At 70.6% G+C, this 26143-nt stretch carries 23 protein-coding genes; 10 read left to right on the top strand and 13 right to left on the bottom strand.

Going from position 1 to position 26143, the window contains the following annotated elements; genetic code table 11:
• The first annotated feature begins 6 nt into the window (after positions 1–6).
• Positions 7–1092 carry an enolase-like domain-containing protein gene (locus IEY26_RS03705; protein WP_229773905.1) on the top strand — a complete coding sequence of 362 codons (1086 nt, stop codon included), beginning with the start codon at positions 7–9 and terminating at the stop codon, positions 1090–1092.
• 6 nt (positions 1093–1098) lie between these two features.
• On the opposite strand, the gene IEY26_RS03700 is transcribed toward IEY26_RS03705, so the two are convergent.
• Positions 1099–2415 (bottom strand): ATP-grasp domain-containing protein, encoded by a 1317-nt coding sequence (locus IEY26_RS03700; RefSeq protein ID WP_188975964.1) that lies wholly within the window; start codon positions 2413–2415, stop codon positions 1099–1101.
• 289 nt (positions 2416–2704) lie between these two features.
• Here IEY26_RS03700 and IEY26_RS03695 point away from each other — a divergent pair, with 289 nt between their 5' ends.
• The 4 genes from IEY26_RS03695 (at position 2705) to IEY26_RS03680 (ending at position 6950) form a co-directional block, all read left to right on the top strand.
• The gene (locus IEY26_RS03695; protein ID WP_188975961.1) at positions 2705–3583 is read left to right on the top strand and encodes a carbohydrate kinase family protein; all 879 of its coding nucleotides are present in this window, start codon (positions 2705–2707) and stop codon (positions 3581–3583) included.
• A 54-nt stretch (positions 3584–3637) separates the two neighbouring features.
• On the top strand, positions 3638–4600 hold the full coding sequence (locus tag IEY26_RS03690) for a WD40/YVTN/BNR-like repeat-containing protein (RefSeq protein ID WP_188975959.1): 963 nt from the start codon (positions 3638–3640) through the stop codon (positions 4598–4600).
• Between the two features lie 45 nt (positions 4601–4645).
• The gene (locus IEY26_RS03685; RefSeq protein ID WP_188975957.1) at positions 4646–5374 is read left to right on the top strand and encodes a nucleoside phosphorylase; all 729 of its coding nucleotides are present in this window, start codon (positions 4646–4648) and stop codon (positions 5372–5374) included.
• 172 nt (positions 5375–5546) lie between these two features.
• Entirely contained in the window at positions 5547–6950 is a 1404-nt protein-coding gene (locus IEY26_RS03680) for an HPP family protein (RefSeq protein ID WP_188975955.1), read from the top strand.
• A gap of 527 nt (positions 6951–7477) precedes the next feature.
• On the opposite strand, the gene IEY26_RS03675 is transcribed toward IEY26_RS03680, so the two are convergent.
• Positions 7478–8629 carry an NAD-binding protein gene (locus IEY26_RS03675; RefSeq protein ID WP_188975953.1) on the bottom strand — a complete coding sequence of 384 codons (1152 nt, stop codon included), beginning with the start codon at positions 8627–8629 and terminating at the stop codon, positions 7478–7480.
• 91 nt (positions 8630–8720) lie between these two features.
• Here IEY26_RS03675 and IEY26_RS03670 point away from each other — a divergent pair, with 91 nt between their 5' ends.
• The 3 genes from IEY26_RS03670 to IEY26_RS03660 all read left to right on the top strand — a co-directional run bounded on the left by IEY26_RS03670 (position 8721) and on the right by IEY26_RS03660 (position 11534).
• Positions 8721–9965, top strand: coding sequence for a potassium channel family protein (locus IEY26_RS03670; RefSeq protein ID WP_229773904.1), 1245 nt, complete (start codon positions 8721–8723; stop codon positions 9963–9965).
• Entirely contained in the window at positions 9965–11125 is a 1161-nt protein-coding gene (locus tag IEY26_RS03665) for a TrkA C-terminal domain-containing protein (RefSeq protein ID WP_188975952.1), read from the top strand. The genes IEY26_RS03670 and IEY26_RS03665 overlap by 1 nt, the downstream gene beginning before the upstream one ends.
• A gap of 130 nt (positions 11126–11255) precedes the next feature.
• Positions 11256–11534, top strand: a complete 279-nt coding sequence (locus IEY26_RS03660) for a ubiquitin-like small modifier protein 1 (protein WP_188975949.1) — start codon at positions 11256–11258, stop codon at positions 11532–11534.
• Between the two features lie 45 nt (positions 11535–11579).
• Here IEY26_RS03660 and IEY26_RS03655 read toward each other — a convergent pair whose 3' ends face one another.
• The 4 genes from IEY26_RS03655 to IEY26_RS03640 form a co-directional block, all read right to left on the bottom strand.
• Positions 11580–12497, bottom strand: a complete 918-nt coding sequence (locus IEY26_RS03655; RefSeq protein ID WP_188975947.1) for a GNAT family N-acetyltransferase — start codon at positions 12495–12497, stop codon at positions 11580–11582.
• Positions 12494–13747 (bottom strand): Glu-tRNA(Gln) amidotransferase subunit GatD, encoded by a 1254-nt coding sequence (gene gatD / locus IEY26_RS03650; RefSeq protein ID WP_188975945.1) that lies wholly within the window; start codon positions 13745–13747, stop codon positions 12494–12496. The genes IEY26_RS03655 and gatD overlap by 4 nt, the downstream gene beginning before the upstream one ends.
• 147 nt (positions 13748–13894) lie before the next feature.
• Positions 13895–14548: an ArsR family transcriptional regulator gene (locus tag IEY26_RS03645; protein ID WP_188975942.1), complete on the bottom strand. Its 654-nt coding sequence runs from the start codon at positions 14546–14548 to the stop codon at positions 13895–13897.
• A 127-nt stretch (positions 14549–14675) separates the two neighbouring features.
• Positions 14676–15587, bottom strand: coding sequence for a hypothetical protein (locus tag IEY26_RS03640; protein ID WP_188975940.1), 912 nt, complete (start codon positions 15585–15587; stop codon positions 14676–14678).
• Between the two features lie 160 nt (positions 15588–15747).
• Between IEY26_RS03640 and IEY26_RS03635 the strand changes: the two genes are divergently transcribed.
• Positions 15748–16071 (top strand): DUF5802 family protein, encoded by a 324-nt coding sequence (locus IEY26_RS03635; RefSeq protein WP_188975938.1) that lies wholly within the window; start codon positions 15748–15750, stop codon positions 16069–16071.
• Positions 16072–16111: 40 nt separating this feature from the next.
• On the opposite strand, the gene IEY26_RS03630 is transcribed toward IEY26_RS03635, so the two are convergent.
• The 5 genes from IEY26_RS03630 to IEY26_RS03610 form a co-directional block, all read right to left on the bottom strand.
• Positions 16112–17152 (bottom strand): dipeptide epimerase, encoded by a 1041-nt coding sequence (locus IEY26_RS03630; protein WP_188975936.1) that lies wholly within the window; start codon positions 17150–17152, stop codon positions 16112–16114.
• On the bottom strand, positions 17149–18162 hold the full coding sequence (locus IEY26_RS03625; RefSeq protein WP_188975933.1) for a DUF1611 domain-containing protein: 1014 nt from the start codon (positions 18160–18162) through the stop codon (positions 17149–17151). The genes IEY26_RS03630 and IEY26_RS03625 overlap by 4 nt, the downstream gene beginning before the upstream one ends.
• Positions 18163–18265: 103 nt before the next feature.
• A complete protein-coding gene (locus tag IEY26_RS03620; RefSeq protein WP_188975931.1) occupies positions 18266–19516 on the bottom strand; it encodes an inorganic phosphate transporter in 1251 nt (416 codons plus the stop codon).
• 75 nt (positions 19517–19591) lie between these two features.
• On the bottom strand, positions 19592–20488 hold the full coding sequence (locus IEY26_RS03615; protein WP_188975929.1) for a Vms1/Ankzf1 family peptidyl-tRNA hydrolase: 897 nt from the start codon (positions 20486–20488) through the stop codon (positions 19592–19594).
• 24 nt (positions 20489–20512) lie between these two features.
• A complete protein-coding gene (locus IEY26_RS03610) occupies positions 20513–20956 on the bottom strand; it encodes a hypothetical protein (protein WP_188975927.1) in 444 nt (147 codons plus the stop codon).
• A 196-nt stretch (positions 20957–21152) separates the two neighbouring features.
• Here IEY26_RS03610 and thrS point away from each other — a divergent pair, with 196 nt between their 5' ends.
• Complete coding sequence (gene thrS / locus IEY26_RS03605; RefSeq protein WP_188975925.1) at positions 21153–23075, top strand: threonine--tRNA ligase; 1923 nt, start codon at positions 21153–21155, stop codon at positions 23073–23075.
• Positions 23076–23434: 359 nt separating this feature from the next.
• On the opposite strand, the gene IEY26_RS03600 is transcribed toward thrS, so the two are convergent.
• A complete protein-coding gene (locus IEY26_RS03600) occupies positions 23435–24952 on the bottom strand; it encodes an ABC transporter ATP-binding protein (protein ID WP_188975923.1) in 1518 nt (505 codons plus the stop codon).
• Positions 24949–26142 carry an ABC transporter ATP-binding protein gene (locus tag IEY26_RS03595; RefSeq protein ID WP_188975921.1) on the bottom strand — a complete coding sequence of 398 codons (1194 nt, stop codon included), beginning with the start codon at positions 26140–26142 and terminating at the stop codon, positions 24949–24951. Before IEY26_RS03595 ends, IEY26_RS03600 begins: the two co-directional genes overlap by 4 nt.
• Between the last annotated feature and the right edge of the window lies 1 nt (position 26143).

Genomic DNA, 26143 nt, shown 5'->3' with positions numbered 1-26143 from the left:
ATGTTCGTGCATACCTACGGGGTCCTCGCGGACCGCCCGCTCACCGTCGAAACGTGGGCGACCGAGCAGCGTCGAATGGACACGTCGAGCGGGTTCGAACGCGTCACCACGACCTTCGCCGCGACCGGCGACGGGGCGACGGGTCGCGGGGAGGACGTCACCTACGACGCGGACGACCACGCGGCGGTCGCGGCGGCCGTCGAAGCTCACCGGGATGTCGGCGCGGCACTCGACCTCCCGACCGGCGAGTTCACGCTCGACTCGTTCTCGGACGCGCTCGACGACGCCGCGCTCTGGCCCGACCCGCCGAGTCGCGCGGACTTCCGGAACTACCGCCGGTGGGCCGTCGAGTCCGCGGCGCTCGACCTCGCGCTGAAGCAGGCCGACGAGTCGCTCGCGTCCGCCCTCGACCGCGAGTACGCGGCCGTTCGATTCGCCGTCTCCACCCGCCTCCCGGACGACCCCCCGACGGCGAAACGAGTCGAGGCGTGGCTGGACGTCGACCCGACGCTCGAGTTCAAACTCGACCCGACGCCCGACTGGAGCGACGACCTCGTCCGCGAGCTCGCGGCGCTCGACGCCGTCCGCGTCGTCGACCTGAAGAGCTACTACGAGGGGACGGACGTCGACAATCCCGTCGACCTCGGCTTCTACCGGCGCGTCCTCGACGGCTTCCCGGACGCCGTCGTCGAGGACGCCGCGTTCACGCCGGGGACCGAAGACCTCCTCCGGGCGAACGCCGACCGACTCTCCTTCGACGCGCCCGTCCACTCCGTCGCCGACGTGAAGGCGCTCCCCGTCGACCCCGAGGTGCTGAACGTCAAGCCCTCGCGGTTCGGGACGCTCGAAGCCCTCTTCGACTTCCTCGACTACGCGGAGCGAGAAGGCATCGCGCTCTACGGCGGCGGCCAGTTCGAACTCGGCGTCGGCCGCGAGCACCTCCACGCGCTCGCGAGCCTCTTCTACCCGGACGGTCCGAACGACGTCGCGCCCGTCGGCTACAACGCTCCGGAGCCGACGCCGGGCCTCCCGGCGAGTCCGCTCCGCCCGCCCGAGAGTCCGAAGGGGCTGGCGTGGCCGAGCGGCGACTGATTCCGCCTACTCCTCGGCTTTGTCGTCCGTCGGCGCGCGCGTCGAGACGTCGACGAAGTAGTCGTCGAGGATGTCGCGGCCGAGGAGGACGGGGTAGTTCATGTGTTCGCGGTCGATGACGTCGCAGGTCACCTCGTGCCAGCGGTCGCCGACGCGGATGTCGAGCGTGACGAGCGGCCGGGAGCTGCTGGATTTGCTCGACCCGGAGCGCACGCTCGTCGTCCCTTCGAGCGGCCCCGCGCCGATGCGGGCGGCGAGCGTCAGGTCGACCGTGCTGCGTTTCGCGCCCGTGTCCGACTTCGCGACGGCGGTCTCGATGCCGCCGCCGGCGGCGACGTCGACCTGCTCGGTGTAGCCGACGGTGCGAAAGGCGTCGTCGCCGGAGAGGTCGGGCGCGCACGCCGGCCACTCGTCGACGAGGCTGGTCTCGTGCGCCGCGAACCCAGCCTCGTCCACGCTGCCGCCGGCGCGCTCGATGGCGAGGCGCGCGATGTGCGGCGCGACGCTCCTCCCGGTGGCGTCGAAGAGGCCTTTGAAGCCGGCGGTGGCGTTGACTTCGAGGACGAACGGGCGGTCGCCCGTCCCGATGACGTCCACGCCGGCGGCGTCGAGGTCGAGCGCGTCGACCGCGCGGACCGCCATCTCCCGCACGTCGTCGTCGATAGTGTCGGTGACGTCCTCGACCGCGCCGCCGACGGCGACGTTCGTCCGCCAGTCGTCGTCGGGCGCGTGCCGGCGCATCGCCCCGACGACGTCGCCGCCGACGACGTACACACGGACGTCGGACGCGCGGTCGCCGGACGTGTCGACGAACTCCTGGATGAGCGTCCGGCGGCTCGCCGGCGGCCGGTGGTCGCTCTCCTCCGCGATAGAGACGCCGGCCGCGTTCGTCCCGAGCACCGGTTTGCGGACGTAGCGGGCCGCGGCCGTCGAATCGTCGCTCAGCCCGTCGAAGTCCTGGTAGGTGTTCGGTACGGGGACGCCGGCGTCCGCGAGCACGCGGAGCGCCGCCGGCTCGTACGTCGTCCGCAACACCGCCCGCGTCGGGTTCACCACCGGGACGTCGCGGTCCTCGAAGAGTTCGACGACGCCGAGGTCGGAGAGCGCCGTGTTGCTCTTCGCGAGCAGCAGACGATTCACGACCGCGTCGACCGGCGGGTCGACGACTCCGCTGCCGTCCTCGACCGCGAAGGAGAGCGTCTCCTCGCGGAGCCACACGGGCTCGTGGCCGAGCGCCTCGACGGCGTTCAGAATGGCCTTCGTCTCCTTGCTGTTGTGTAAGCTCAGTACACCGATTCGTTTCGTTGGTTTCTCCTCCGTCATCTCGACTCCCCCGTCCCCCGCGGACGGTCCTGAGCGCGCCGCAGGCTATGGACCGTGCCACTATGAGTTCTCCGGGTCGAAGACGGCGTTTCCCGGCGAGTGTCAGTCGGCTGGACGATAGCTCTCAGTCGGCCGCAGTCGGAGGGAATCTACGTGGAGCCCTCAGAGACTGGAAGGGGTTTCAGCGGCGGCGGCAGAGCCGTTCCGGGTCGCCGCGTCCCCACAGCGAGCGGCGTTCGCGAGTGGGAACCCGAGGCTTAACGTCGCGGGGGGCGAACGCGCGGGTATCGTGGTCGACGTCGTCGTCGCTGGACACGTGAACTGGGACGTGACGCTGCGCGTCGACGCGCTCCCCGAGCCCGACGGCGAGTCGAAGATCACCGAGCAGCGCCGGGCGGGCGGCGGGAGCGCGGCGAACGCGGCGAGCGTGCTCGCCGGCCTCGACGAGTCGGTGGGGCTCGTCGGGAGCGTCGGCGACGACGAGCACGGCCTCGCGGCGCGCCGCGACCTCCGCGCCGCGGGAATCACGCTGGAGCAGCTCGTCGTCGTCCCGGACGCGGAGACGAGCGTGAAGTACCTCGTCGTCGCGCCGAGCGGCGAGGTGATGGTGCTCGGGAACGACGGCGCGAACGAGGCCGTGGAGCCGGGTGACGTCGAGAGGTCGTTCGTCGCGGACGCGGGCCACCTCCACCTGACGAGTCAGAAGCCCGAGACGGCGGCGTGGCTCGCGTCGGTCGCGCGGCGCGCCGGCGTCCCGGTGAGCTTCGACCCGGGTCGCCGCCTCGACGACCGCGACTTCTCCGAGACGCTCGCGCTCGCCGACCTCGTCTTCCTCAACGGCCGCGAGGCGCAGAGCATCGGCATCGACGCCCTCGTCGACGCCGGAACGGTCGTCGCCGTGAAACGCGGGGAGGGCGGCGCGATTCTCCACACGAGTCACGGCACGGTCGAACACCCCGGGTTCTCCGTGGACACCGTGGACACGACGGGCGCGGGGGACGCGTTCGCCGCCGGGTTCGTCCACGTCACGCTCGCCGGCGGCGGGCCGCGGGAGGCGCTGGCGTACGCGAACGCCTGCGGCGCGCTCGCCACCGCGTCGCCGGGCGCGCGGACCGCGCCGTCCGCGAACGAGGTCGCGGCGTTCCTCGACGAGCGCGCCGGCCGGTAAAATTCCTCGCCGCGCGCGCCGAACGTTAAGGGTCTGCGCCGCGTGAGCGGAATCATGCCCGTCTGTTACGTCGCACTCTCCGACCGCGTGCTCGCCGTCAGGGACGACTGGCTGGCGACCGAATCCCTCACCGGAACGTCGCCGGCGTGCCTCGCCGTCCACCCGGACAACCCCGCTCGCGCGCTCTGCGGGACCGACGACGGCCTCCACGAGACGGCGGACGGCGGGGCGACGTGGACGGAAGTCCGGACGTTCGAGGGGTTCTCCGTCACCGCCGTCGCCTACGGAGCCGACGGCACCGCGTGGGCGGGGACCGAACCCTCGCACGTCTACCGCCGCCGCGGCGACGAACCGTGGACGGAGTGCCCGGGCTTTCGCGACCTCGGCTCGCGGCGCGACTGGAGTTTCCCGCCGCGGCCGGACACCCACCACGTCCGCTGGCTCGAACCCGACGCGACCGACCCCGAGCGCGTCTACGTCGCCGTCGAGGCGGGCGCGCTCGTGCACACGCCCGACGGCGGGGAGACGTGGGAGGACCGCGCGCCCGACGGCCCGCGGGACGCCCACGAAGTCGCCACGCATCCGGACGCCCCGGAGCGCGTCTACGCCGCCGCCGGCGACGGCTACGCGGAGAGCGCGAACGCGAACCGGTCGTGGGAGTGGCTCGAAAGCGGTCTCGACCGCACGTACTGCTGGAGCGTCGCCGTCGACCCCGGCGACCCGGACCGACGGGTCGTCGCCGCCGCCGCGGGCCCGGACGCCGCGCACCGGAACGGCGGCGCGGCCGTCTTCACGCGCGACGACGGCGACTGGGAGCGCGCGAGCGGCCTCCCCGCCGCGGGCGACCTGCTCGCGCCCGCGCTCGCCGCCGTCGACGACGAGCAGTTCCTCGCGGCGACGAACCGCGGGCTCTACGAGTCGACGGACGGCGGCGCGTCGTGGAGCACGCGCCCCGTCTCGTGGCCGAGCGACGCCGACACCCGCGTCCGCGGGCTCGCCGTCGCGCCCGACGAGTAACCGCGAACCCACGGCGTTTTTGCCGGCACGCGTCACTCACCCGGTATGGCCAAGCAGCCACACCTGCTCGTCGAGCCCGGCGACGTGAACGACATCGCGCTCATCCCCGGCGACCCCGGCCGCGTCGACCGCATCGCGAAGCAGTGCGAGGCAGTGGAGGAAGTCGCGCAGAACCGCGAGTACAAGGTCGTGAACGCCACGTACGACGGCGTCGACCTCACCATCTGCTCGACGGGCATCGGCTGTCCGAGCGCCGCCATCGCGGTGGAAGAGCTCTCCAAAGTGGGCGTGGAGACGTTCGTCCGCGTCGGCACCATCGGCGCGCTCCAATCCGAGATCGAGGTCGGCGACATGATCGTCGCGACCGGCGCGGCGAAAGAGGAGGGGACGTCGAAGCGCTACGAGTCTCCCGTCATCCCCGCCGTCCCCGACTACGGCGTCCTCACGAGCCTCGTGGACGCCGCCGAGGCGAACGACGAAGACGTCCACGTCGGCCCCATCGTGAGCGACGACGCCTTCTACAACGAGAGCGAGGACTTCGTCGACGCGTGGAACGACGCCGGGCTACTCGCCGTCGAGATGGAGGCCGCGACGGTCTTCTCGCTCGCCCGCCGCAAGGGCCTGCGCGCCGGCGCGATCTGCACCGTCGACGGCAACCTCGTCGAGGGCACGCAGAAGGGCGCGGACAGCGACGAAGAGCTCCCCGAGAAAGCGAAGAACAACGTCGAGCGCGCCATCGCCATCACGCTGGACGCAGTCACCGACCTCGCCTAAGCGCGTCCAGCGCACGCCACGCGGTGCGCGCGCCGGCTTCGCGTGGCGGTTCCGCCTTCCGGCTTCGCGCCGGCTTCGCGGGCGGATTACGCGTGCTGATTGACCGGTCGTTTTCGCCGCGTGTAGGTGCGGACAGAAAGAGACAAACCGGCCGGTCGGTTTGGCTCAGAGTATGCTGGAGCGGCTCCGCCGTCGATGCCGCGCGGAGTGCCGTCGCGCGCATCGGCTCGAACGCCGGGAAGCCCGCGAGCTCCGCCGGTGGTTAGAGGACACGAGCAACCTCACGCACGCGTCCGTCCTCTTCTTCGTCCCGCTCCTCATCGGGTTCGTCACGCTCCTCTCGAACGAACTCCAGATCGTCTCCTTCCTCCTCTTCCCGCCGCTCGCGTCCGGGACGTACACGCTCTTCGCGGACCCCGACGGCCGGTACGCCGACCCGCGGAAGTTCGTCGGCGGGATGAGCCTCGGCGCGTTCTGCGGGTGGCTCGCCGTCGAGGCGACGGTTCTCGTGGCGAGCGAGCCGACGAGCGCCATCGGCGTGCACTCGTGGGCGGCCGCGCTCGGCATCTTCCTCGCCGGCCTCCTCACCTGGGCGCTCGACCTCGAAGTCCCCACTGCCTTCTCCACCTCCCTCCTCGTGCTCCTCACCGACCCCGGGCGCTTCATCACCGTCCTCGGCTTCGGCGTCTCCACGAGCTTCCTCTACGTCGTCACCGTCGCCGTCACCACGACCATCATCGCCGGGGTCTTCGTCGTCTGGAAGCGCGAGTTCTACGAACAGCGCGCCCGCTACCTCTACCGGACGACGCAGGGCGACGACCACGTGCTCGTCCCCGCCCACGGCGACCACGTCACCGCGACCGGGATGTTCGCCGCGCGCCTCGCCGCCGCGCACGACGCCGGGAAAGTCGTCCTCCTCGACGTCGTCGACGACGAAGCGCGCGCCGCCGCCGACGCCGCCCGCGCCCTCGAACGCCGCGCCGACCGCATCGAGACGCGCATCGGCGTCCCCTGCGAGGTCGTCGTCGTCGTCGAGGACGGCCTCACCGGCGACACCGTCCTCCGCACCGCCGACGAGACGAACTGCGACCTCGTCGTCACCCCCTACGAGGAGACCGACGACGGCACCATCACCCCGCTCGTCCGCACGCTTTTCCGCTCCGATATGGACGTCGTCGCCTTCAAATCCAACACCGAACGCACCGAGTGGAAACGCGTCATGGTCCCCGTCCGCCGCGCCAGCGACATCGCACACGCCATGGTCGACTACGCCCAGCGCCTCGCCGGCCGCAGCGGCACCGTCAGCGTCTGCTCCTGCATCGACGCCGAGAGCGAACGCCGCGACGCCGAATCCATGCTCGCCAACCTCACCGAAATCGCCGACTCCCGCTGTGAAACCCGGGTCTCCCGCTCCCGCATCGAGGACTTCGTCGAACGCAACGACGCCCACTACGACCTCGTCTTCGTCGGCGCATCCACCGACCGCACCGCCGCCAGCCGCTTCGTCTTCCGCCCCACCTTCGAACGCATCCAGGACGTCGAGACCGACGTCGCCGTCGTGCATCGGGGCACGTGATGCACGTGATTCGGAGCGAGGGCCGAAGGCCCGAGTGAGAATCACGGGATGGCGAGCGGGAGCGACCTGTGGGAGCGACACGCGAGCCGACGTAATTCGGAGTGGGTGCGCCAGCGACCGAGCGAGAATCACGAGTAGACGAGCGGTGAGCGAAGCGAGCCGCGAGTCCGCGGAAGACGTAATTCGGAATGTGCAGTTCGGAGTGAGCCGCGAGGCGCGTGAGTCGGCGTCGATGCGGCTTGGGCCGAGCGTGAGTTACGAGAAGCCGAGCGATTCGTTCGCCGTGTAGAGGTCGTCACGCAGCCGCCGGCTCGCGGTTTCACCGCTCGCTTCTAAGCGGCTCCCGCTTCTCGTTTCGCGCGGGCTCACGGGTCGCCGGACTCGCGGCGATGCCGTCACCGGAACGCGACGCGTTCCGGTTTCGAGCGAGAACTCCGTTCTCGCCACCGTTCGTTCGGCGGAACCGAAGGGTCCGCCCGCTCGCCGTTCGCCTTCCCGCGGTTCTCGCTCATGGAGCGAGAACCGCGTTAGTCGTTTTCGAGGACTTCGTCGGCGACGGTTTCGGCTTCGCGGTCGCCGAGGGCGGAGCGGACGAGGAGGCGGCCGCCGATGACGGCGGGGCTGATGACGGTGTCCGCGCCGGCGCGTTTGAGTTTGGGTTCGTTCTCGCGTTCGCTGGCGGCGGCGACGATGTGGATGTCGGGGCGGAGTTGGCGGGCGGTGAGGATGGCGAGGGCGTCTTCGCCGTCGTCGTTGGTGGCGGCGACGACGGCGCGGGCGCGGTCGAGGCCGCCGCGGTCGAAGGCTTCCTCGTCGCTGGGGTCGGCGACGAGGACGTTCATGCCGCGGTTGGAGAGGGTGTCGCCGAGGGACTGGTCGGGGGTGACGACGAGGAAGGCGACGCCGTCGGCGCGGAGTTCTTCGAGTATCGGTTCGGTCAGGTCGCCGTAGCCGGCGACGATGACGTGGTTGTCGAGGGATTCGAGTTGTGATTGGGTCATTCTTCCGAGTGCGGCGGCGAAGCGGGCTTCGATGGCGGGGCCGATGAGTGCGCCGAGGGCGATACCGAAGGAGGCGACGCCGAGGACGAGGACGGAGAGGGCGAAGACGCGGGCGACCTGAGAGGCGGGGAGCATGTCGCCGTAGCCGACGGTGGAGGCGGTGACGAGCGTGTAGTAGAAGGCGTCGAGGAGGGTTTCGACGTTCGTGAACTGTTCGCGGAGGGCGTAGGTTCCGACGGTGCCGTAGGCGAGGACGCCGCCGAGGGCGAGAGCGGCGGCCCACTGGGTGGTGGAGAGGCGGAGAGCGCGGTCGTAGCGGTCGTAGGCGAGGAGGGCGGAGAGGAAGGCGACGACGGACGCGGCGACGAGCGGGTAGGAGTAGACGCTCGCCTGAACGAATCCTTGGAGGGCGGTGACGGGGAGGAGGACGACGACGGCGTACCAGGCGGCGCGGAGGCCGCGGCGGAGGCCGAAGGCGGAGAGGACGATGAGGAAGCCGGTGAGCGCGCCGGTGAACGCGGCGGTCTCGACGACCATCGGCGGGAGGTAGGCCGCGAGCGGGCCGCGCGTCGGCCCGCTCATGTTCACGATGCCGGTCGCGATGGAGAGGAGGCCGACGGCGAGTGTCGCCCCGAAGACGAACTGCGAGCGAGCGAACCGGTCTCTGGACACCGCCATACCGTCCCCGGGGGCGGGCCGTCCTTAACTCCTCTGTCACCGGGCGGCCGGCACGGAAAGCGGTTTATCGCCGCCGTCCGTCGCGGTGAGTATGGCGATCGAATTTCCGGGCATCCAGCTCCTGCAGGGTGTCTATCTCGGCCTGCTGGCGGGCATCATTCCCGCGCTCGTCGCGTTCGGGTTCGGGTTCGGGTTCAAGTACGTCACCGGCCTGTCGATTCCCGGGTTCGGTGTGGTCGTTCTGGCGCTCGCCATCGCGGGCGTGAACGGCGGGCTGTTGGCGTACAACGACCCGACGCTCCTCACGCAGCCGAACGCCGCGATGCTTCTCACCGCGGTGACGGTCGTGTTGATGCTCTCCTTCTACGCGCACGGGCAGGGCGACAAGCTCGGGGGGACGCTCCCGAAACACCTGAGTTTGCGGGGGCTCCGCGACCGCCGGTTCTCGGGCGACGTCGTCGAGTTCGTCGGCGGCCTCCGCGAGGTCCGCGTGTCCATCGTCGGGAACGTCGGCGACATGGAGGGCTACCCGCAGATGAGCGAGGACGTCCGGTCGCGGATTCGGGAGGCCGAGTGGACGTTCCCGGCTGACCTCCCGCTGACGGAGGTGGAGCGGCGGTTCGAGGACCGCTTGCGGTCGGATTTCGACCTCGCCGACGCGCACGTCACCATCGACGAGCGGGCGCGGGCGACCGTCGTCGCCGCCCCGCCGATGTCGGGCGTGTCGCGTCGCGTCCCCCGCGACCGGCGCGCGGTCTCCATCAACGCGCTCGTCCCGACGGGAGTGGCGCGCGGCGACGAAGTCACCGTCCTCCTCGACGAGCCGATTTCGGGGACGGTCGTGTCCGCGAAGAGCGGGGGGAAGGCGGAGAAACCCGAGAAGGGCGAAGGCGAGAACGCGAATCCGGGGGCGGTGACGGACGGCGGGACGGAGGCGAAGACGCCACCGCCGACCGCGCCGACGACGACGGGCGGCCGGGGGCGCGTCACGGTCGCCGTGGCGCGCGCTGACGCGGACCGCCTGCTCGCCGCGGTCGACGCGCCGGTCGTCGTGCGGTCGCGGGGGACCCGGCGTGAGTTCGAGCTCGTCTCCCTCCTCCGGCGGTCCGGGCAGCGCATCCGCCGGCTCACGCTCGCCGCGGACGGCCCGCTCGCCGACACGACCATCGGCGAGGTGAACGTGCACGACACCTACGGGGTCGCCGTGCTCGCCGTCCGCCACGACGGGTCGTGGGTCGTCGCGCCGCGCGGGAGCGCCGCGCTCGCCGCCGGGGACGACGTCTTCGTCGCCGGGAGTCGCGACGCGCTGAACGCGTTCGAGGAGGCGGTCGCCTGATGGTCGCCGTCCTCGGCATCGACGTCGTCGACATCGCGCGCATCGTCGGGCTGAGCGTGCTCGCCGGGCTCACGGCGGCGGTCGTCGCGTTCGTCTACCGCGTCTACTTCCGCGACCGCGTCGCCACCGGAATCACGGTGCTCGCCGCGATCTCCAGCGTCGCGCTCTACCTCAACACGAAGACGGCGTTCGCGCAGGTGATGCAGGGGCAGACGGACCTGCTGGAGTTCGGCGCGGTCGTGTTCAACGTCACGGCGTTCGCCGCCGCCGTCGCGGTCAGCCCGGCGGGGCAGCGTGTCGGCGACCGCGCCGCGATGGGGACGTCGGCGTTCCTCGGCGCGCGCGAAATCGAGGGCGACGTCGGCCAGATCGTGCAGGCGGTCGGCCGCGTGGTCGCCGTCGAGGTTCCCGACACCATCCACGACATCGACAGCTACGACCCCGTCACGGACGAGGTGAAGGCGGAGGTCGCGGGGAAGACCTTCCTCTTCCCGCGCCGGCTGACGGTCGAAGACCTCCGGGGTCGCGTGGCGAACCGATTGAAGGACGACTACGACATCGGGTACGTCGACGTCGACCTCGCGGCGGACGGCACGGTCGAGTACATCGCGCTCGGGCGGCGGGCGTCCGGGCTCGGCCCGACGCTCGGCCCCGGAACCGCCGCGGCGGCCGTCACGGCGGACCCGCCGAACGCGGCGAGCCCCGGCGACCTCGTGCAGGTCTGGACGCGCGAGGAGCCCCACGAGCGCGTCGCGACCGGCGAGATACGCGGCGTCGCCGGCGACACCGTGACGCTCGCGCTCGACGACCAGGACGCCGCGAAAATCGCGGGGAACGACTACCGCCTCGTCACCCTGCCGGGCGAGCAGGCGGCGGAGCGCCAGTTCGTCTCCGTGCTCCGCGCCGCCGACGAGACCATGGCCGCCGTCGACATCGCGGAGAACGCCGCGCTCGCCGGGAAGACCGTCGCGGACGTCGAGACGACCGTCGCCGCGATTCGCCCCGTGAGCGGGACGATCACGCCGATTCCGCGGCGGAACCGCGCGCTCGCCGCCGGCGACACCCTCTACGTCCTCGGCCGTCCCGACGCCATCCGCCGCGTCGAAACCGCCGCGTCGAAACCCGACGCGACCGCCGGGAAGGCCACCGACGACGCCTGAGCGGAATCTGGAGCAGCGCGAGGAGGCGACCGGCGACGTCGAGTACAGTGCGAGCGGGCGACCGGCGACGTCGAGCACGGGGCCGGCCGCGGTCGGAAACCGCTTAGGGCCAGCCACCACAAAAACGCGTATGGAGTGGAAGCTCTTCGCGGACCTCGCCGAAATCGCCGGCGGGAAAGAAATCGCCGTCGCCGTGGAGGCCGAGAACCCGACGGTCGGGGACGCGCTCGACGCGCTCCTCGCCGCCCATCCCGACCTGGAGCCGCGCGTCTACGGGGACGACGGCAGCCTCTCGACGCACGTCAACGTCCTCGTGAACGGGAGCGACGTCGACACCCTCGACGGCCTCGACACAGATATCGACGAAGCGGACGAATTAGCCCTCTTCCCACCGGTATCCGGCGGGTAGCGGGGGAGACGGAGGGCGGAAGGGAACGAGGAAGAGGGAGGCGAGTCAGTCGGCGCGGTAGTCGGCGGTGAGGTCGGCTTCGGTGACGAAGTCGGGTTCCTCGCCGATGTCGGTGCGGGTGACGGCGACGTCGCTGACGGCTTCGACGTCCTCGGGGACGAGGACGCGGGTCTCGTCGACGCCGCGGCCGGCGGCATCCCGCTGGACGGCGGCGAGGACGTCGCGGCAGGCGTCGGCGTCGCGCCACGCGGCGACGCCGTACTCGGCGCGCGTCGTCCCGTCGTACTCGTCGGTGCGGGTGTGGAGGGCGAACCCGCTCGTGCCGTCGTCGGCGGTGACGAGGAGGTCGCCGTCGGCGGCGGCGTCGCGGAGGTCGGCGCGGGTGAGTTCGCGGAGCGCCCACGTTTCCTCCGGCGCGAGCGTGAGGCCGCGGAGCGCGTCGGAGGCGTCGGAGCGCCGCCAGAACGACCACGCCGCGTCGGCGTCGGCGGGGCTCTCGCTGCCGTGCGATGCCGCGGCGGCGTCCTCGTCCGGTTCGGGGTGTACCCAGCGGAACTCGGTGCAGGGGTCGAAGCCGGTGGCGCGCGAGTGGCCGAGGCCCATGACGTTCCACGAGAAGACCATGTTGCGGGCGACCGTCGCGCCCTGTTCGCGCGCCCAGTCGAAGCCCGCGTGGACGATCTGGCTGCCGACGCCGCGGCCGCGGAACGCGGGGTTCGTGCGCATCCCCTGCGCCCACGCTTCGTGCTCGGAGAGCAGGACGAACTGCGCGAGGCCGGCGAGGCCGTCTGCTCCCTCGGGGTCGGCGACGAGCGTGCGCTGGCGCGGTCCGTCCGACTCGACCCAGTCCTCGAAGACGCGGGGGATGTAGTCGCCGCCGTCCTCCCGGCGGTCCGCCCACGTGTCCGTTGTGAAGGCGACGACGTCCTCGTAGTCCGCTGCTCTCGCCCGCCGGATTCTCATCGCCACGGCGTGGAGCGCTCGGTGAGTTCGCCGGCGAGCGAACGCTGCATGGCGGTCTCGGGGCTCTCGGTGTTCGCGAGCGCCCACATGAGTTTGACTTTCGCGGTGCCGGGGAGGGTGTCGCCGGCCTCGACGACGCCGGCGTCGAGGAGGTCGCGGCCGGTGTCGTAGACGCGGTCGCAGACGCGGCCTTCGAGGCACTGACTCGTCATCACGACCGTCGTGCCGCCGTCGACGAGGTCGTCGACGACGGAGACGAGGTCGGTGTGGACGTGCCCGAGCCCCGTCCCTTCGATGATGAGGCCGTCGGCGTCCGCGCAGTGCTCGAAGAACGCGGGGTCCATGCCGGGCGTGAACTTCACGAGTTCGACGTCCTCGTTCATCGCCGCGTGACTGTCGAGGTCGACGCCGTCGCGCTCGGCGAGGTCGTCGCGGTCCGCGAACGTCACGGATTCGGTGTCGTAGTCGACGTGCCCGATGGGTTCGCCGCCGATGGTCTGGAAGGCGTCGCGGCGGGAGGTGTGGTTCTTCCGGACGCGCGTGCCGCGGTGGAGCGCACAGCGCGTGTCGCTCTCCGAGGCGTGCATGCAGACCATCACTTCCGCGACGTCGCTCTTCGCGGCCTCGACGGCGCAGACGGCGTTCATGACGTTGTCCGAGGAGGGGCGGTCGGCGGAGCGCTGGCTGCCCGTGAAGACGATGGGGACGGGCGTGTCGAGCATGTAGGAGAGCGCGCTCGCCGAGTACTGCATCGTGTCCGTCCCGTGCATCACGACGACGCCGTCCGCGCCCGCCGCAATCTCCTCCTCGACGGCGTTTGCGAGCTCCTGCCAGATGGACGGGTCCATGTTCTCGGAGAGGATGTTCGCGACGACGCGCCCGCGGTAGTTCGCGCGGCCCGCGAGGTCCGGAACGGCGCGCAGGACGTCCTCGGCGTCGAACTGCGCCGTCACCGCGCCCGTCCGGTAGTCGACCGTCGACGCGATGGTGCCGCCCGTCGAGACGAGCGCGATGGTGGGGAGGTCGTCGTCGAACTCGACCGCGGAGTCCGCGCCCTCCCCCTCTTCGCCGCCCTCGATGGCGTAGACGTCCGATTCGAGGACGTCGACCGACGCCTCCTCCCGGTCCACGCCGAGATTGTAGCCGCTGTCGAGTTTCACTACCAGGTGGTCCGAGGTCGACGACGGGAGCAGGACGCCCTCGTTCGTCCGCCCCGACCGCTCCACGCGCACGCGGTCTCCAGGGTTCATACTCCCAGAGACCGACGCGGCGGACTAAAAGGATTCTACTCCCGCTCACCTCGCGGCCGCAGAGCACGTTCGGCCGCGCACGACCCACCGCAGAATCACTCACGCGTCCCGTCGCCCGTCGCGGCATTGCTCGCGCCGTCCCGTGTCTCAGTCGGCGATTTGCCAGCCGTCGCGCGTCCGTTCGACGAGGCCGTCCTCGCTGAGCGTGCGGAGGACGCGTTCGGCGACGTCGACGGGCGCGTCGACGGCGTCCGCGACGTCGCTGGGGCCGTCAGCGCCGCCGGCGAGCGCGGAGAGCACGTCCGCGTACAGCCGCTCGTTCCCGTCGGCGACGAGGCTGTCCGCGAGTTCCTCTTGGACGTCGGCGACGCGGCCCTGCACCCAGCGCTGCGCGAGCGAGAGTTCGCGTTCGAGGTCGCGGAGCGCGTCGAGCTCGCCGGCGAGGTCGCTCACGTCGCCGTCGGCCCCCACGGAGAAGTCGAGCGAGAGGTGGGAGCACTGCTCGATGTCGAGGCTTCGCGACGCCGGATACGCCGACTTCGCACCGAACGAGTAGGGAGAGAGCGTCACCTCCAGTCGGAGGTTCCGCGCGATGTGGAAGTACTTCCGCCGCTGGTCGTCGACGTGGCTCTCCACGAGCCCGGCGTCTTCGAGCCGCCGCAGGTGGTCGATGACCGCCTTCGGCGACACCCCGAGGTAGTCGGATATCTCCGTGACGTAGCAGGGCTTCCGCGAGAGCAATCGGAGGATACGCCGCCGATTCTCGTTACCGAGTATGTCGAGGAGCGCGCCGGAATCCATTCACGCCCGAGAGTTGTCGCCCTGAACTCAAAAGGGTGTCTCCCCACCGGCACCAGGCGTACTCCCACGCAGAACCGCTCGTGACGCCGTTCCCGTCACCGGACGCCGCACGAGACTCGCCGCGGCACTAGCGGTCGCCGTCGTCGCTGTCACCGCCGGCCCACGGCGGCTGTCCGCCCCCGTTTCGACCGTCACCTCCGCCGTCCTGCCCATCGTCTGCGCCATCGCCGTTCTGCCCATCGTTCGCGCCGCGGTCTCGTCCGTCACCGCCATCGCCGTTCTGTCCATCGCCTGCGCCATGGCCGTTCTGCCCGCCGTCGCCGCCGTCTCGTCCGTCATCTGCGCCGGGCGACTCCGTCGTCCCAGTGGGTCGGCCATCACCGCCACCGTCCTCTGCGCTTCCGTTCGTCGCGTTTCTCGCGTCTACTCGCTCACCGTCGTGCTCGCCTTCGCCTCCTCCGGCCCACGGCGGTTTCCCGGTCCGGCCGCGGTCGGCGTCGCGGCCGCGGCTGTGGTTCCGGACGGCGTCGCGGAGCTCGTCGAGTTCGGGCGGCGTCGCGTTGTGACGGTGCGTCATCTCCGTCGTGTGGTCGATGGCGTCCGCGAGCGCGTCAAGGCTCGCGTTCACCGCGCGGAGCCGCGCCTCGACCGAGTTCCCGGGCCCGGTGTCGTTCGCGCGCATCGCGAGCAGGTCGCGCTGGCGCTCTTGGAGCGTGCTGTAGCGCTCTCTGAGGTCGTTCGTCCGACCCATCGCGGCTCGGGTGTGGTTCCGACTCCGCTCGAAGTCCTGCTCCCAGAACTCCTGTTCGACGCTCGTGTCCGCGTCGGCGGCGCTCTCCGCCATGAAGCCGGTGAGTCGGACGCCGAACCCTGGGCCGCGGTCGGCCGTGTCGTTCGCGGCCGTGTCGTTCGTGGTCGCGCCGCTCGTCGTGTTGTTCGACGCGGGCGAGGCGGCGGGCGCGAAGAGCCCGGCCGCACCCCCCGGGACGGCGACGAGGACGACGAGGACGACGAGGAGGGCGTGGAGGGTCCGAGACATGAACAGTGCCTAGTCGGCCGCACCCTAAAAGAGGCGGGTTCGTTCGGGTCAGTTTCGCGGCGTGAACGGTCCCGAACGGTCACGCGACACCGGTCGAATTGCGGGACGGCATAAGGGTTCGCCGGAGCCCTTTTACCGTGTGGTGTCATACCGTACCACGATGCTCGAGGCGTTCAGCACTGGATACTACTTCGGTCGGCTCTACGTCCAGCCGTACAGCGGCGACCGGCCGGTCCTCCAGACCGACCAACACGAACAAGTCGGCGAACAAGTCTACGACGACGACGGCGACCGACTCCCCCTCGTCGTGAAACTCGGGAACCGCTATCTCCGCGTGCACCGAGAGGCCTCGATGCCGACTGACACCCTCGCCGTGCCCGCCGACGCCGCCGACGACCTCGACCTCCGCGCGCCGTCCGAGCCGGAGGACGTCCTCGTCGCCCGCGGCGACCACGCCCGCCGACTCCTCGACATGGGCGTCTGAGCGTCGAACGCGGACGAAAGCCCCTCTTTCGTTTTCGTGCTCATTCCTCGATAGCGCCGGTTCCCGGTCGGTCGAGGCCTTCGAGGTCGACGTAGCCGCCGTCCATCGGAACGCCCCGATAGGGGTCGTCGGCGAGGAGGAGCGACCCGTCGAGGTCGACGTAGTCGAGGAGAGGGGCGAGGTGGCAGGCGGCGGCGATGGCGGCGTCGGACTCAATCATGCAGCCGCACATGACTTCGAGGCCGTGCGCGCGGGCGGTGTGGATGAGGCGTTTCGCCTCGCGGAGCCCGCCGGTCTTCATGAGCTTGAGGTTCGCGATGTCGACGCGGTCCGCGATACGCGGGACGTCGGCGGCGGTGACGCAGGACTCGTCGGCCGCGATGGGGAGGGCGGCGCGTTCGTGGACGAACTCCAGACCCTCGTAGTTCTCGGCGGCGACGGGCTGTTCGACGAACTCGACGTCGTAGTCGGCGGCGGTCTCGATCTTCCGCACGGCTTCGAGGGGCGACCACGCCTCGTTGGCGTCGACGCGGATGGTGGCGTCGGGGGCTTCGTCGCGGACGGTGGCGAGGATGCGCTCGTCGCGCTCCGTCCCGAGCTTCACCTTCAGGGTGGTGTAGCCGGCGTCGACGGCCTCCCGGGTCTTCTCCCGCACCGCCTCCATGTCGTCGATGCCGATAGTGAAGGAGGAAGTGAGGGAGTCGGCGGGGTCGAGCCCCCAGTACTCGTAGAGCGGGAGGCCGGCGCGTTTCGCGGCGAGGTCGTGGAGCGCGATGCTCACCGCCGCCCGCGCGGCGGGGTTGTGGTTCACGACGGCCCGCATGCCGTCCTCGATGCGTGCGAGAGCGTGGGGGTCGCCGACGCGCTCGACGACCGAGAGGAGGTCGGGGAGGACGGCCTCCACCGTGCCTACGGTCTCGCCGTAGTGCGCGGAGGGCGCAGCGGCCCCGACGCCCGTGTTCCCGTCGCCGTCGCGGATGCGGACGACGACGTTCTCCGCCGTCGCAGTCGTGCCGCGCGCGATGGTGAACGCGTGTTCGAGCGGGAGGGCGACGCGCTCGAACTCGGCCGTGAGGGTCACAGAAGCACCTCCAGCGCGTCGTGGGCGTCGAAGCGCACGGGGTCGACCGCCGGGCCGCCGAGTTCGTCACTGTACGCGCCGAGCGCGTCCCACGCGTCCGCGTCGGCGTCGATGCCGGAGGTGTTCAGGCAGCCGGCGACGACCTCGCCGCCCGCGCCCGGCGCGGTGAGGCCCTCGTAGAGGTCGACGTAGGTCGAAATCGGCGAGATGTCCTGGCTGTAGCCGTGGACGGTCTCCCGCCCGGCCTCGTGACAGAGGACGAGGCTGTCGGCCATCGAGCCGTGGAGGATGCCGCAGGTGACAGCAGAGTAGGCGGGGTGCGTGATGGACGCCTGGCCCTCGACGAAGAGGTAGTCGTGGTCGTTCCCGCGCTCCAGAATCATGTCCTCGACCGCGCCGGCGGTAAAATCGGAGACGACGCGGTCGACGGGGTTCCCCCAGCCCTCGATCATGATTCCGGTCTGTCCCGTGGGGACGAAGGCGGCGTCCTCGCCGCGTGCCTCGGCGGCGCGGAGGAACTCCTGCGTCGCCGTCATCTTCCCGACCGAGCAGTCCGTCCCGACGGTGAGAATCACGTCGGCGTCGACTTGGTCGGCGACGCCGTCCGCGACGCCGAGGTCCTCGCTCGGCTTCCGGACGTCCCAGAGCTCACAGCCGTTCTCCTCCGCGAGGTTCCGGAACTCGCTGTCGGATTCGAGGAAGTAGTGGAGACCGGAGATGACGTCGCAGCCGCGCTCTAAGGCGTTGCGGACGTCCGGCCGCCAGGACTCGTCGAAGCCGCCGCCGATGGGCGCGATACCGACGATGAGGGCGTCGACGGACTCGTCCACGTCGCTCATCGAGGCGACGATAGGGGCGTCCTGCACGCCGCCGAGGTGGTCGGCGACGGTCGTGCCGTCGTTCTCGCGGTCGAGAACGGCGACGACGTCGTGGTCGGCGTACCGGAGGACGCCGACGGCGGTCTTCGCGCGGTCCGGGAACTTCTCGTGGGCGAGGAGTGCGACTCTCATACACGACGGGGCGACGGCGAACCCTATAAAGCCTCGAATCGCGGCCGACGGAGACCGCCGTCGCGCCGTCGATACCTGCGTTCGATAGCCTCTCACGGACCCCTCAGAGGAGTTCGAGGAAGACGACGTACGAGCAGACGACGGAGAGAACGGGCGTGAGCACCCACAGCGTCACGATTCGAGTGACCGCGTTCGGATTGAAGAGGCTTTTTCTGTCCAGGTCGGCCGCGTCCGCCTCGCCGATGTCCGGGACGTCGGGGAGCTCGTCGGGCGGTTCCGTCGGCGGCGTGTCGCCGCGCGCCAAGTCACCGACCGTCGGGCTCGCCGGGGCGTCCTCGGCGCGCGAGGTGACGAGCGCCCCCGTGGAGACTCCGATGTCTGCCGCGTCCTCCGGCGTCGGCGTCGCGAGTTCGACGACGGTCGCCACGCGGCTCGCCCGCCCCCAGCCGAGGCCGATGATGCAACACGTCGTGCTCACCGCGAGGCTCGCGGGAATCCCCAGCACAGACAGCACCGTGATGATCGTCCCGCCGACGACGGACACGGTGAGCGCCGCCAGAATCGGGAGTTCGGTGATGTCGTCGCCGACGGTGTCGAGCGTCCGCCGGGCGATCGTGAACCCGCCGAGTCCGAACGCGAAGACGGCGAGGAGGACGCCCTGGTCGACCGTCAGCGGCCCGTTCGCGCCGACGAGCGGCGCGACGGCGTTCGCCGCGTTCGACGCGCCCGCGGAGAACGCCATGTAGCACGCGATGACGACGACGAGGACGGACCCCGCGATGTCGCGGAGCGACGCGTCGTCGGCGAACTCCGGGCGCGGCAGCGTCCCCGAGCGGTCCAAGGAGACGAGGTGGGATTCGAACTGCGTGAACGCGAACCGCCGTTCGAGGTAGGGGTAGGCGTACCGGCCGATGAGCGCGCCGGACCCGAACCCGACCAGCGGGGCGACGACCCACGCGGAGACGATCGTGAACATCAACGCCTCGTTGAGCGTCCCGGTCGCCAGCCCTAATCCGACGATCGCGCCGACGGCGGTCATCGACGTCGACGCCGGCACGCCGTAGAGGTTCGAGACGAGGAGGGACGCGCCCGTGAAGAAGAGGACGGCGACGCTGGCGACCGGGGAGAACTGCGCCGCCGGGACGATGCTGCTGCTCATCGTCTCGATGACGTTCCGCCCGACGGTCCACGCGCCGAGGAACGCGAACACCACGAACAGTCCCGCGGCGGTCGCTTTCCGGATGATTCGGCTGCCGACCGACGGCCCGAACGCGACGCCGGTCGACGAGCCACCAATGTTGAATCCGACGAACACCGCGACGAGAACGCCGACGACGGCGAGAAGACTCAGCATCGTAGCACTGCCCGGTCGTACGACACCGCCACGGAAAACGATACGTATCGACCCGCATGAATCGGCTTCGGGGGGTCAGAGGAGGCGGAGGGGGACGCGCCAGAAGTCGGCGTGCGCCTCGCCGAGCGCGTCCTCCGGGTCACCGGTCGCGTCCACGGGCGCGGTGACGTCCGCGCGGTCGCGGAACTCGGCGAGGAGGGATTTCTCGCCCGTGACGTAGACGGCGTCGACGTCCTCGACGCCGTCGAGGGCCGCCCGGACGTTCTCGAGGTGGGCGTCGACCTGCTCGTCCCGGCGACGCTCGAAGCGCGCCTGCGACCACCCGCCCTTCGAGTGCTGCCCCATCACGTCGCTGGTGAACCCCTCGAAGGACGTCCTGCCGCCCTCGTCGTAGACGCCGAGCGCGAACGTGTCGGTGCGGACGAGCGCGAACGCGTACTTCCCGACGGGTTCGAGCCACTCGCGTTCGACGCGGAAGCCGTCGCTCCACGCCGTGAACGGCTCGGGGGCGACGGGCGGGTCGAGCGCCGCGGCGACGAGGCCGGCGTCGTCCCGGTAGACGAGGCAGGGCGCGGCGCGGGCGACGAGCGGCGTCCGCTCCCCGAACGCCTCCCGGACCGCCTCGGGGAGGTCGTCGCCCTCAGCGACGTACGCGGAGAACGCGCCCTCGCGGCCGCACTCCACGGACGCGAGGCGCTCACGAATCCGGGCCACTCGCTCGCCCGTGAGCGTCTCCTCCCCGCGGAAGTCCACCACGTCCTCGCCGGATTCAGCGCGCGCGACGCGGTCTTCGAGTTCCTCGACGCGCTTCTCCAGTCGGTTAGCTTCGGCCTCCGCCTCGTTCCGCGCGGCGACGGCTTCGCGGCGGCGCTCGGACTCGCCTTCGAGGCGGCCTTCGAGGCTCGCGACTTCCTCCTCCAGTTCCTCGATGCGGTCTTTCAGCGTCGCCCGGCCGAGGAGGCGGTCCAACATACCCGTTCTCGCTCGCCCCGACGCCTAACGCGTTTCGGACGCCGGCCGGTCGACGTACGCCCCGCGGAGGCCGACGAAGACGAGAACGTCCGCGCCGAGAACGAGCGGAAACCCGGCGATAGCGCCGAGCCACGGCGCGTCCACGGTGAGGCCGACTGCGACGACGGCGGCGGTGACAGCGCCGCCGACGACGAGGACGAGGACGTAGTCGGCGGCGACGCCGAGGCGGCCGCGGTCGCGCCAGTACCGGGGCGTGTCGACCCAGTGAACGGCGGCGGCGTAGGCGTACGCGCCGACCGGCGCGGCGAGAGGCGCGCCGACGGCGAACCCGACCGAGACGGGGACGCCGACGGCGGCGAGCGCGGCGGCGGGAACGAGGCACGCGACCGCGAGCGCGAGCGCGAACCCGAGCACGAGGTCGGCGACGCGGCCCGGTCTCGCCTGCGTCGGTTTCCGAGACGCCTGCATACGCGGAGGTTTCGACAGCGGGGAGAAAAGGGTAGCGAACGCCGCGCGAGCGTGGGCAGACGAACCGGGCGGTCGGCGGCGGACGTCGGGACGAGGGAGCGCTGGCCGCGCGCGGCGGTTAGTCGCGTGCGAGTGGATGGCAGCCCGTCCCACTGTCTCGTCAGGCTTATTGTACGCACCCGGGTTAGTTCGCGCCATGAGCCAGATCACGGTCACGCTCCCGGACGGCTCCACGCTGGAGTTCGACCCCGGGGCGACGGTCGAGGACGTCGCGTACGAGATCGGTCCCGGTCTCGGGCGCGACACAGTCGCGGGCGTCGTCGACGGCGAGCTCGTCGCCAAGGAGGAACTCCTCTACGAGGACGCCGAGCTCGTCATCGTCACGGACTCCTCCGAGGAGTACTTGGACGTGCTCCGTCACTCCGCGGCCCACGTGTTCGCGCAGGCGCTCCAGCGCCTCTACCCGGAGGCGACGCTCGCCATCGGCCCCGCGACCGACGACGGCTTCTACTACGACGTCGCGAACGTCGACCTCGAGAAAGAGGACCTCGAAGCGATCGAAGACGAAGCCCTCGACATCATCGAGGAAGACCTCGACATCGAGCGGGCGACGCTCTCCCGCGAGGAAGCCCTCGACTACTACGCCGACAACCCCTACAAGACGGACATCCTGCACGACGAGGCGGCGGGCGAGGACCCCGTCTCCTTCTACGAGCAGGGCGACTGGAAGGACATGTGCAAGGGCCCGCACGTCGACTCGACGGGCGAAATCGGCGGGTTCAAGCTCTTAGAGGTGTCCGCGGCCTACTGGCGCGGCGACGAGGAGAACGACACGCTCACGCGCGTCTACGGCACGGCGTTCCCGAGCGAGGACGAACTCGACGACTACCTCGAGAAACGCGCCGAGGCGCAGGAGCGCGACCACCGGAAGCTCGGCCAGGAGCTCGACCTCTTCAGCATTCCTGAGGTCACCGGCCCCGGCCTCCCGCTCTACCACCCGAACGGGAAGACGGTCCTCCGCGAGCTCTCGGACTTCGTCGCCGGCCTGAACCGCGAGATGGGGTACGACGAGGTCGAGACGCCCCACCTCTTCCGCACGGAGCTCTGGAAGCAGTCCGGCCACTACGAGAACTACGTCGACGACATGTTCCTCCTCGACGTGAACGACGAGGAATACGGCCTCAAGCCGATGAACTGCCCGGGGCACGCCACCATCTTCGACCAAGGCTCGGTGAGCTACCGCGACCTCCCGATCCGGTACTTCGAGGACGGGAAGGTCTACCGCAAGGAGCAGCGCGGCGAGCTCTCCGGCCTCTCCCGCGTGTGGGCGTTCACCATCGACGACGGCCACTTGTTCTGCCGGCCCGACCAGATCGAGGCGGAGGTCGACCGGACGATGGAGCTCGTCTTCGAGGTGCTCGACACGTTCGGGCTCGACTACGAGGTCGCGCTCGCGACGCGCCCCGAGAAGTCCGTCGGGAGCGACGAGATCTGGGACGAGGCGGAGACGCAGCTCGCCGCCGCGCTCGACGCCCGCGACATCGACTACGAGGTCGAGGAGGGCGACGGCGCGTTCTACGGGCCGAAGATCGACTTCGGCTTCGAGGACGCGCTCGGCCGGAAGTGGGACGGCCCCACGGTCCAACTCGACTTCAACATGCCCGAGCGCTTCGACCTCGAGTACACGGGCAGCGACAACGACGCCCACCAGCCCGTCATGATCCATCGCGCGCTCTACGGGAGCTACGAGCGGTTCTTCATGGTGCTCATCGAGCATTATAATGGCAAGTTCCCGTTCTGGCTCGCGCCCGAGCAGGTCCGCATCCTCCCCATCAGCGACGACAACCTCTCCTACGCGTCCGAGCTCGCGGCGGAGCTCGACGGCTACAGAGTGGAGATCGAGGACCGCGACTGGACCATCGGCCGGAAGATCCAGCAGGCGCACACGGACCGCGTCCCCTACCAGATCATCGTCGGCGACCAGGAAGAAGAGGACGGGAACATCAGCGTCAGAGATAGAAAAGAACGCGAGGCGAACGACGTCGACCTCGACGTCTTCGCCGACCACCTCGCCGTCGAGGACGGCGAGAAGCACGAGTCGCCGAGCTTCCTCGACTGACGGGGGAGACCGTTTTCTGCGCGCGGGCGAGTGAGCGGTCGATGTCGGCGTATCTCGTCACGTCCCGTCTCGAACCCGGGGCGTACGACGCCGAGTTCCACGCGTTGAACGACGCGCTACAGGCCGTCGCCGAGGAGACGCCGGGCTACCGCGGGAAGCGGACGTGGCACGCGCCGGAGCGGAGGTGCTCGTCGTCTACTACGGGGAGTCACTGGACGCGCTCGACGCGTTCGGCGCGAACGCGACGCACGAGACGGCGAAGCGCCGGTGCGCGGAGTGGTACGAGGCCGACGAGGTCACGGTCACGGAAGTCGTCGACCGCTACGGGAGCGGGTTCAGGGGGACGCCGACCCGCCCGCTTAGTCGACGCGGTGGCAGGCGGCGGGGTGCGTCGAGTCGCCGAGGGCGGGGTTGTCGCGTTCGCAGACGGTTTCGAAGGTCTCGCGGAGGCGCGCCGCGGCGGCGTCTTCGTCGCCGCCGGCGAGGCTCTCGAAGGCGTCCGCGAAGGCCTCGCGGGCGGCCGCGGGGAGCGCGTCGGGATCACCGTCGTAGGCGGTCCGCCAGTCGTCCGCGCTCTCGACGTCGGCGGCGGCGAGGTCGCCGCGTTCGAGGCGGTCGCGGACGTCCATCGCCGCGCGGAACGCTTCCTGTTCGATGTCGAGGTCGTCGGGCGGGATGACGACGGGACACCGCGTGCGGAAGTGACATCCCGAGGGCGGGTCGCGGGGACTCGGGACGTCGCCGGAGAGGGGGTCGACGTCGCGGCCGGCCTCGGTCACGTCGGCGCGCGGGACGGATTCGAGGAGGGCGCGCGTGTAGGGGTGGCGCGGGTCCTCGAAGATCTCGTCGGTCGCCCCGATTTCGACGATTTCGCCGAGATACATCACGGCGACGCGGTCGCAGATGTGGCGGACGACGGAGAGGTCGTGCGCGATGAAGAGGTAGGTGAGCCCGAACTCCTCCTGGAGGTCGTCGAGGAGGTTGAGGACCTGCGCCTGCACGGAGACGTCGAGCGCGCTCACGGGCTCGTCGAGCACGATGAAGTCGGGTTCGAGGGCGAGCGCGCGGGCGATGCCGATGCGCTGGCGCTGCCCGCCGGAGAACTCGTGGGGGTAGCGGTCGAGCTGGTCGGCGGAGAGGCCGACGCGCTCCATGAGTTCGGCGGCGCGCTCCCGGCGGAGCGCGCGCTTCCCGCGGTCGACGGCGACGTCGACGGCGATCGTACCGCCGTCGCGCTCTTCGACGGTGACGTCGACGTTCTCGGTCGCGTCGGCGTGGACGCCGCCGTCGTCGCGCGTGACGCGGAGGTGGACGGTGGCGGTGCCGTCGACCGGGTCGACGGCGCGGTCGACGTCGTCGGCGACGGAGACCGTGACGTCTGATGAGTCGACGCCCTCGGTCGTGAGGTCGACGGCGGCGTCGACGGTCGGGTCGCTCTTCGGGAGGCCGTGTACGTTGAGGGGTTCGGCGATGCTCTGTCCCGCGGTCATGCGGGGGTCGAGGCTGGAGAAGGGGTCCTGGAAGACGATGTTCGCGTCGCGGCGGAAGTCCTTCAGGTCGCTCCCGTCCAGTTGAGTGATGTCCTCTCCGCGGAAGGTGACGGAGCCGCCGGTCGCCTCGCGGAGGCGGAGCACGGTTTCGCCGGTCGTGCTCTTCCCGCAGCCGGATTCGCCGACGAGGCCGAGCGTCTCGCCCTCCTTCACGTCGAAGGAGACGCCGTCGACGGCTTTGACGGCGTCCGGGTCGCGGCGGAGGATAGTGTCGAGGAGGCTGTCCTGCTCGTAGTAGTACTTCTCGAGGTCGCGCACGGAGACGAGCGCGTCGTCGCCGGACGCGGCCGTCGCGTCGGAGTCGAGTGGTGTGTCGTCGGTGCTCATTCGTCGTCACCGCCGTCGAAGTAGTCGTCGGGGAGCGCGCGCGACTCGTCGTACTCGCCGTCGGCGAGCACGCACTTCGCGGCGTGCTGGTCGCTCCCGCCGCAGGAGCGCTCCGCGGGTTTCTCGAGGCACTGTTCCATCGCGTTCGGACACCGGTCCGCGAAGTAACAGCGGTCCGGCATCTCCGCGTCGACGAGGCTCGGAACGTTCCCCTCGATGGGTTGGAGGCGCTCCGCGGGGTCGTCGAGGTCGGGGATGGAGCCGAGGAGGCCGTGCGTGTAGGGGTGCGTCGGGTCCTCGAAGATGTCGTCGAGCGTTCCGCGCTCCACGACCTCGCCGGCGTACATCACGCCGACGCGGTCCGCCATCCGCGCGATGACGCCGAGGTTGTGCGTGATGAGCACGACGCTCATGTCCTCTTCGCGCTGGAGGCGGCGGAGGAGGCCGAGGATCTGCGCCTGAATCGTCACGTCGAGCGCGGTCGTCGGCTCGTCCGCGATGAGGACGTCGGGTTCGCCGGCGAGCGCCTGCGCGATCATCGCGCGCTGGAGCATCCCGCCGCTGAACTGGTGGGGGTACTCGTCCACGCGGTCCTCGGCGTCCGGGATGCCGACGAGGTCGAGGAGTTCGACGGCGCGCTCCATCGACTCCTCGCTCACGTAGGAGCGCCCGGGAATCATCGAGTCGACGAGGAGGCTGCCGAGGCCGTAGCCCTGCGTCCGCGAGCGCGTGGAACGCGGGTTCGACGAGGCGCGGCGCTGCACTTCGACGGCTTCCGCGATCTGCTTCCCGACCGTCATCGAGGGGTCGAGGCTCGACATCGGGTCCTGGAAGATCATGCTGAACGAGGGGCCGCGGAGCGCGCGGCGCTCCGCCTCGGGGAGCCGGAGGACATCGACGAAGTCGCCGTCGACGGCCTCGGGGTCGTCCTCGCGGACGCGGTCTGCGAGGTCGGCGTTCCGGTACCAGATTTCGCCCTCGCTCACGCGCCCGGGGTCCTCGACGAGGTCGACGACGGAAAGGGCGGTGACGGATTTCCCGCTGCCGGATTCGCCGACGAGGCCGAACACCTCGCCGCCGCGGACGGTGAAGTCGACGCCGTGGACGGCGTTCACTTGGCCCTCCTCGGTGTAGAACTCCGTGTGGAGGTTGCGGACGCGGAGGACGTCCTCGGGGGTGTCGGCGACCACG

The organism is Halocalculus aciditolerans (genome assembly GCF_014647475.1).
Taxonomy (GTDB): domain Archaea; phylum Halobacteriota; class Halobacteria; order Halobacteriales; family Halobacteriaceae; genus Halocalculus; species Halocalculus aciditolerans.
Note: the sequence above shows the minus strand (reverse complement) of the source record. Positions and strands in the feature narration are given on the sequence as shown.

What these genes read in the sequence shown, in the direction of transcription:
- IEY26_RS03700 (WP_188975964.1), bottom strand. Translation starts at nt 2,415, where the DNA reads ATGACGGAGGAGAAACCAACGAAACGAATCGGTGTACTGAGCTTACAC.
- IEY26_RS03690 (WP_188975959.1), top strand. Translation starts at nt 3,638, where the DNA reads ATGCCCGTCTGTTACGTCGCACTCTCCGACCGCGTGCTCGCCGTCAGG.
- IEY26_RS03685 (WP_188975957.1), top strand. Translation starts at nt 4,646, where the DNA reads ATGGCCAAGCAGCCACACCTGCTCGTCGAGCCCGGCGACGTGAACGAC.
- IEY26_RS03680 (WP_188975955.1), top strand. Translation starts at nt 5,547, where the DNA reads ATGCTGGAGCGGCTCCGCCGTCGATGCCGCGCGGAGTGCCGTCGCGCG.
- IEY26_RS03675 (WP_188975953.1), bottom strand. Translation starts at nt 8,629, where the DNA reads ATGGCGGTGTCCAGAGACCGGTTCGCTCGCTCGCAGTTCGTCTTCGGG.
- IEY26_RS03670 (WP_229773904.1), top strand. Translation starts at nt 8,721, where the DNA reads ATGGCGATCGAATTTCCGGGCATCCAGCTCCTGCAGGGTGTCTATCTC.
- IEY26_RS03665 (WP_188975952.1), top strand. Translation starts at nt 9,965, where the DNA reads ATGGTCGCCGTCCTCGGCATCGACGTCGTCGACATCGCGCGCATCGTC.
- IEY26_RS03660 (WP_188975949.1), top strand. Translation starts at nt 11,256, where the DNA reads ATGGAGTGGAAGCTCTTCGCGGACCTCGCCGAAATCGCCGGCGGGAAA.
- IEY26_RS03655 (WP_188975947.1), bottom strand. Translation starts at nt 12,497, where the DNA reads ATGAGAATCCGGCGGGCGAGAGCAGCGGACTACGAGGACGTCGTCGCC.
- gatD (WP_188975945.1), bottom strand. Translation starts at nt 13,747, where the DNA reads ATGAACCCTGGAGACCGCGTGCGCGTGGAGCGGTCGGGGCGGACGAAC.
- IEY26_RS03645 (WP_188975942.1), bottom strand. Translation starts at nt 14,548, where the DNA reads ATGGATTCCGGCGCGCTCCTCGACATACTCGGTAACGAGAATCGGCGG.
- IEY26_RS03640 (WP_188975940.1), bottom strand. Translation starts at nt 15,587, where the DNA reads ATGTCTCGGACCCTCCACGCCCTCCTCGTCGTCCTCGTCGTCCTCGTC.
- IEY26_RS03635 (WP_188975938.1), top strand. Translation starts at nt 15,748, where the DNA reads ATGCTCGAGGCGTTCAGCACTGGATACTACTTCGGTCGGCTCTACGTC.
- IEY26_RS03625 (WP_188975933.1), bottom strand. Translation starts at nt 18,162, where the DNA reads ATGAGAGTCGCACTCCTCGCCCACGAGAAGTTCCCGGACCGCGCGAAG.
- IEY26_RS03620 (WP_188975931.1), bottom strand. Translation starts at nt 19,516, where the DNA reads ATGCTGAGTCTTCTCGCCGTCGTCGGCGTTCTCGTCGCGGTGTTCGTC.
- IEY26_RS03615 (WP_188975929.1), bottom strand. Translation starts at nt 20,488, where the DNA reads ATGTTGGACCGCCTCCTCGGCCGGGCGACGCTGAAAGACCGCATCGAG.
- IEY26_RS03610 (WP_188975927.1), bottom strand. Translation starts at nt 20,956, where the DNA reads ATGCAGGCGTCTCGGAAACCGACGCAGGCGAGACCGGGCCGCGTCGCC.
- thrS (WP_188975925.1), top strand. Translation starts at nt 21,153, where the DNA reads ATGAGCCAGATCACGGTCACGCTCCCGGACGGCTCCACGCTGGAGTTC.
- IEY26_RS03600 (WP_188975923.1), bottom strand. Translation starts at nt 24,952, where the DNA reads ATGAGCACCGACGACACACCACTCGACTCCGACGCGACGGCCGCGTCC.